Origin of the sequence: Micromonospora sp. D75, assembly GCF_018070405.1 — a bacterium.
GTDB lineage: Bacteria > Actinomycetota > Actinomycetes > Mycobacteriales > Micromonosporaceae > Micromonospora > Micromonospora chalcea.
In genome coordinates, this window is the sequence record NZ_JAGPXV010000651.1 from 1 (window position 1) to 3,268 (window position 3,268).

Here is a 3,268-nt window from a genome sequence, read left to right on the forward strand (position 1 = left end):
CGTCGGCCCGGTAACGGGCGGCGCTGCCGGCCAGCAGCACCGCGCCGCCGTCGCGCTCCGCGTCGGCCAGGATGCCCGCCTCGGCGGAGGTCAGACAGACCGGCTTCTCCAGGAACACCGGTACGCCCCGGCGCAGCAGCCGGACGGCGACGACCGCGTGCAGGTGGTTCGGTACGGCGACCACCGCCAGGTCGACCGTTCCGGCGGGCAGGTCCTCGACGTCGGCGTACGCGGACGCGACGGCGTGCGTGTCGCGGGCCTGATCGCGCACCACGGGCTGCGGGTCGACCACGGCGACCACCTCGAAGCCGGGGTGTGCGGCGAGCCGGGGCAGCCAGATCTCCCGCCCGGCCCAGCCGAGGCCGACCACCGCGACCCGCACCGGCCGGCCGGCCGCGGCCGGGGGCCGGGCCGTCATCCGGCGAGGATGTCGGCGAGCACGGCGGCGATCTCGTGCATCTGCTGCTCCGTGCCGAGCAGCGTGCGGTGGTGCAGCCAGAGGCAGTCGGAGTGGATCTGCTCGGTGTTGGGGCAGCGGGCCGCGATCTCCTCTACCGACTCGTCGGGCGCGCCGGCCTTCCAGAAGCCCTCGCACCGGTAGATCGCCCGGAACGCCACGAACGCCGGGACGCCCCGGGCGATGAGCGCGTCCACCACGGCACGGCGACGCTCGATGCCGATCCCGGGGATACGGAACATCGCCATGTAGTGCGGGTTGCGGTCGGTGCGGGGGTCGGTCGCCTGCGGCACGACGCCCGGGATCTCGGCGAGCAGGCTCGACAGCAGCGGCCAGCGCTGCTCGCGCAGCGCGATCTGCTCGTCGAGGCGGGTCAGCTGGGCGCGTAGCACAGCGGCGGTGAACTCGCTCATCCGGTAGTTCGAGCCGGTGGTGCTGTGCAGGTATTCGCGGTCGGTGCGGGGCCGGCCGCAGCTGTGCACGAGGAATGCCCGCTCGCGCAGTTCCTCGTCGGGGAAGACGACCGCTCCGCCCTCGCCGGCGGTCATGAGCTTGCCGTTCTGGAAGCTGAAGGCGGCCACCGAGCCGAGCGCGCCGGCCCGCCGGCCGCGCCACTGCGCGCCCTGGGCGTGTGCCGCGTCCTGCAGCAGAGCCACCCCGGCGTCGGCGGCGAGCTTGTCGAGCGCGTCCATGTCGGCGAACTGCCCGGCCATGTGCACCGGCATGATCACCTTGGTACGGGGGGTGATCGCGGCCTCGACGGCGGCGGGGTCGACGCAGTAGGTGTCCAGGTCGACGTCGACCGGCACGGCGACCGCGCCGAGACGCTGCGCGGCCAGCGAGGACGAGATGAACGTGAACGCCGGGACGATCACCTCCGTACCGGGGCCGACGCCGAGCACCTCCAGCGCGACTTCCAGCGCGTGGGTGCCGTTGGTGACGGCAAGCGCGTGAGGGCTGCCGTGGTAGTCACCGAACTCCCGCTCGAAGGAGTCGACCTCACTGCCGCCCATCCGCCACCACTGACCCTGTTCGAGGGCGCGGATCAGTCCGGTTCGCTCCTCGTCGCCGTACTGCGGCCACTCGGGGAACTCGGACACCGTCGAGGGCTGACCACTCATGACTTCCCACTTCCCAACTCGGGCAGACCAGGGGCTTGGGCGGACCATCGGGCGGGACGACCCGAGACCGCCGGTGCGCGGGCCGGGCGCAGCGGAGCAGCGGATGGCCGCGCGGTACGTGACGCCTCCGTCTGGAGCCGGCGGCGTCGCTTCAGCAGGGAGGACGGTAACCGACGCGGATACGCGGTCACCGCCCCTAACAGCCCCTAGCCACCCCTTAGTCCGCCGTGCGTCGGGCGCCGCCGGTTCGCCGGGAGCCGTCGGCGTAGTAAGACTGCGGTGACCAGTCATCAGGCTCTGCGGGACCAGGGCCGTGCCCCACGAGGTGAAGCGTGTCGGACGTGCTGCTGCTGAACGGCCCGAACCTGGGCATTCTCGGCCGGCGGGAACCGGAGATCTACGGCACCGACACCCTGGACGACATCGAACGCGCCGTCGGCGAGGAGGTCGCCGCCCGGGGCTGGGGTGTGGTCGCCGAGCAGCACGACTGCGAGGGTGCGCTGATCCGTAAGATCCAGAACAGCTACGACACGGTGGGCGCGATCGTCAACCCGGGCGCCCTGATGATCGCGGGCTGGAGCCTGCGCGACGCGCTGGCCAACTACCCCCGGCCCTTCGTCGAGGTGCATCTGTCCAACGTGTGGGCGCGGGAGAGCTTCCGGCACGACTCGGTGATCGCCCCGCTGGCCAGCGGGGTGATCGTCGGGCTCGGAGCGCTGGGCTACCGGCTGGCCGCGCGCGCCCTCACCGCGACCGTCCGATGACGACCGGGCACCTCGCCGTCCGGTGCCGTGGGCGCCGGCGTGCCGGCGGTACGGTCGTCCGCACGTCCCGACTCTTCCCGAAGGACCTCACGTGGAGATTCCCGTCCTCGTCCTGACCCTCGTCCTCGCGGCCGTGTTCGCGGGCACCGCCGTGCCGAAGCTCACCGGGCAGGCACAGATGCGCGAGCGGATGGACCACCTCGGCGTCTCGCCGGGGCTGACCCGCGTGCTGGGGGTGCTGGAACTCGCCGCGGTCGCCGGGCTGCTGCTCGGCCTGCTCTGGCCGCCCCTGGGCATCGCGGCGGCGATCGGTCTCGCCCTGCAGATGACGGGCGCGGTCGTCTACCACGCCCGGGCGAAGGACCCGGCCGCGACGATCCTGACGCCGGTGATCTTTGCCGTCGCCGCCCTGGCGCTCGTCTACCTGCACGTGCGGCTGGGCTGAGGCCGGCCGTGTCCGGTCCGCAGCGCCACGGCGGCGTCCTCGGCATCGACGTCGGCGGCACCAAGGTCGCGTTGCACGCGGAGGCACCCGGGCGGCCGGCGTACGACCGGACCTTCCGCTGGCCCCGGGGGGCCGCCGACCCGGCCGACGACCTGACGGTGCTGGCCGTCGAGGTGGACCGGCTGCTCGACCGGTGGGGGCCGGTGGACGCGGTCGGGGTTGCCATGCCGGCGACCACTGACACCGGGGGCACCGTCACCACCTGGCCTGGGCGCCCCGGCTGGGCGGGCCTCGACCTCACCGGCGCGCTGCGCCGCCTCTTTCCCGACGCGGCGACCGCCGTCGCCGACGACGGTGATCTCGCCGCCCTGGCCGAGGCGCGCTGCGCCGGCGCGGACGACGTGGTCTACCTGGGCGTCGGCACCGGGATCGGCGGCGGCGTCGTGCTGGCCGGCCGGCCAGTGCCGGGCCGGTCCTCCGC

Annotated in this window: 5 protein-coding genes; 3 read left to right on the forward strand and 2 right to left on the reverse strand. The window is 73.7% G+C overall.

All coding sequences use genetic code 11. From position 1 onward, the window contains the following. Both KBX39_RS27115 and KBX39_RS27120 read right to left on the reverse strand, forming a co-directional pair. Positions 1-418, reverse strand: a 418-nt coding sequence (locus KBX39_RS27115; RefSeq protein ID WP_210873189.1) for a Gfo/Idh/MocA family protein, incomplete at its 3' end; no start/stop codon positions are given. Then, a complete protein-coding gene (locus KBX39_RS27120) occupies positions 415-1,578 on the reverse strand; it encodes a DegT/DnrJ/EryC1/StrS family aminotransferase (protein ID WP_069088797.1) in 1,164 nt (387 codons plus the stop codon). The genes KBX39_RS27115 and KBX39_RS27120, both read right to left, overlap by 4 nt. A gap of 332 nt (positions 1,579-1,910) precedes the next feature. Between KBX39_RS27120 and KBX39_RS27125 the strand changes: the two genes are divergently transcribed. The 3 genes from KBX39_RS27125 to KBX39_RS27135 form a co-directional block, all read left to right on the forward strand. Continuing rightward, the gene (locus KBX39_RS27125; RefSeq protein WP_069088798.1) at positions 1,911-2,342 is read left to right on the forward strand and encodes a type II 3-dehydroquinate dehydratase; all 432 of its coding nucleotides are present in this window, start codon (positions 1,911-1,913) and stop codon (positions 2,340-2,342) included. 91 nt (positions 2,343-2,433) lie between these two features. Beyond that, complete coding sequence (locus tag KBX39_RS27130) at positions 2,434-2,787, forward strand: DoxX family protein (protein ID WP_030500471.1); 354 nt, start codon at positions 2,434-2,436, stop codon at positions 2,785-2,787. An 8-nt stretch (positions 2,788-2,795) separates the two neighbouring features. After that, a partial coding sequence (locus KBX39_RS27135; RefSeq protein WP_210873191.1) for an ROK family protein occupies positions 2,796-3,268 on the forward strand: 473 nt, incomplete at its 3' end.